This window comes from Aequoribacter sp. (assembly GCF_965659035.1).
Lineage (GTDB): Bacteria > Pseudomonadota > Gammaproteobacteria > Pseudomonadales > Halieaceae > Aequoribacter.
Map to the genome: position 1 here is coordinate 1 of NZ_CBFHWH010000091.1, position 2,412 is coordinate 2,412.

Genomic DNA, 2,412 nt, shown 5'->3' on the forward strand with positions numbered 1-2,412 from the left:
GACCCGAAAAACGGTCTCTCAACCGTCCACAACGCTGAAAGTAGCTGTCGAGACTTTTGCATCAAAAAGGCTTGCCCCCCACCCCTGCTTCACGTAGGTTTAGAGCTCCTAAAAATAACACTGTAAAAGGCATGTCATGAGCACGACCCCAAACAAGCGATACCGTACCTTTGCATTACTCTTGCTCACCGTTATTTACGGCTTTAACTTCATCGACCGTCAAATCGTTGGCATTCTTGCGCCTTTTATTCAGGCGGACTTAGATCTAACCAACACCCAGCTGGGCTTGCTCATCGGCTTGGCCTTTGCCACCTTCTATACGGTGGTCGCTATCCCCATCGCTTGGCTCGCTGACCGCTACAGCCGCGTCAATATCCTGGCCATTGCGCTGGCAACCTGGAGCGCCTTTACGGCACTAACGGGGCTGGCTAATAACTTCTTGCAAATCGGTCTAGCGCGCATGGGCGTGGGCATCGGTGAAGCCGGTGGCAGCCCGAGCTCACACTCCATTATTTCGGACATGTACGCCAAAGAAGAACGCGCCGGGGCCCTGGGCGTGTACTCGATGGGCATCCCCATTGGCATTATGGCGGCTTACTTCGCCACTGCGTCCTTGATGGGCGAAGGTGAAGTCGACTGGCGTCGTATTTTTATTATTTTAGGTATCACCGGTGTGGTGCTCGCAGGCATCGTAAAACTGGTACTAAAAGAACCCAAGCGCGGCGCCATGGAATTTGAGGACCACGCCTCCATAAAACAACCACCCTTTAAAGAGTCGTTAAAGCAGCTGCTGAAAATACCCGCGTGGTGGTTCATGGCCTTTGGCATTGCGTTTGGCTCGTTTGTGTCTTACGCCTTCTCTGCCTTCCAAACCAAGTATGTGGTCATGCTCGACCCCAGTTTTGACTTTAAAACACTGGTGATCGTGCTAGGTATCATCAATGGCACCACCTATGCGGGCGGTGCCTTTATCGGAGCCCGCATTACCGATGCCTGGGGTGCAAAAAATATTCGCGCCTACGGCTGGCTACCCGCAATCACTATTGGTATTTGCCTACCTCTGGCTATCGGTAGTTTTTGGGTGCCGACAGTGTGGCTGCACCTGGCCGCAACAACGGCTCTACTGTTGTTTTTAGGCGCCTATCTCGGGCCCTGCTTCGCAATCGCGCAAACACTGGCACCCATTAATATGCGCGCCATGTCGACCGCTCTTTTCTTCTTTATTTTGAACATGATTGCCCTTGGCGGCGGACCCACCTTTTCCGGCTGGTTAATCGACGTATTTAAAGGAGGCAACCCTGAACTTGAGTCTATTCGCTATGCGATGTCGGTCACGAGCGCTTTCTTTATACCGTCCATTATTAGTTTCTTGTTCGTGTCTAAGTATCTCCCCAAAGACTGGACCGATGCGGAACAGCGCAACAGAGACCTCGCCAAGGCTCAATAAGTCAGGGCCCCTCAGGCCCAAAAACCTGAGGGGCACATCTAAACGCTCTGACCCAAGCACACGCCGATGTGCACCGAATTTAAAAAAAGTAAATCGCAATATCGACCGCAATTAAAATAATAATGATCCACTCCAAAAACGCAGCGTGTTTGTGATGCTGCTCCTCAGCCAACATGTCGAGCATGTTTTGCAGCGTCGCCAATTTTTTACCCAAAATCTCGATACGTTGTTGCAGGTCCAAATATTTCGCTAAGCGCAAGTACAAAGACTCAAGCTCTGGATAATCCCAGAAGAACTCGGGCGTATCCAGTAAACCGAAGTGCAAGTTAATGTCATTGATGGTTGTTAATAAATGACCGCGCGTTTTTGATACATCCACACGTGACAACGGTATTTTACCGGTAGCGGCCAACTGATGTGGAATCTGAGCCGTGCTTTCAATCACCTTTAACGCGATGTCTTCAAAGTACATGACTTTCGCCGACTGCGCGAAGGCATGACTTAAGGCCAGTTTTACGTGGGTATCGTCACTGGGCAAGGTAAGCACATCGTGCGCCACCGCAAAAGCCTGGGCCTCATCCACTGCCCAGGCGTATTGCTCCATGGGAATTGATACCGCACCATCCGAGGTAATGTCTTCTAACTGCGCCAATAAGTTTTGGCGCTCGTCTTCAGGGGTCCCCCACGACACTAAAATTCCGTAGTCGAACAACCAGCTTTCGCCACTTAGGGTCTTAATGCCATACGCATCGCGATAGCGTACAGCGCCGAGCTGCTCTACCACTAGCGCATTCAATTTTGCCGCCTCTAGGTCTTGGCCCAGCACGGTAACGGTTATGCCTTGTTTTTTCATGTCTGTTTCTCTCTATCAATAATTGGGTTACGCGTGGTGATCTTGAGCTCGCAACACAAGGGCTGCGCGCAGTCGTTGAACACCAAATACAGCCATTTTGTCAAAATCGTCT

General features: G+C 50.8%; 2 protein-coding genes. One reads left to right on the forward strand and one right to left on the reverse strand.

Translation table 11 applies throughout. The features are described 5' to 3' along the window. Positions 1-136 precede the first annotated feature (136 nt). Complete coding sequence (locus ACTF5Z_RS10400) at positions 137-1,447, forward strand: spinster family MFS transporter (RefSeq protein WP_423855563.1); 1,311 nt, start codon at positions 137-139, stop codon at positions 1,445-1,447. A 79-nt stretch (positions 1,448-1,526) separates the two neighbouring features. Here the strand turns inward: ACTF5Z_RS10400 and ACTF5Z_RS10405 are convergent, their stop codons facing one another. After that, entirely contained in the window at positions 1,527-2,300 is a 774-nt protein-coding gene (locus ACTF5Z_RS10405) for an RMD1 family protein (protein WP_438985574.1), read from the reverse strand. Positions 2,301-2,412 lie beyond the last annotated feature (112 nt).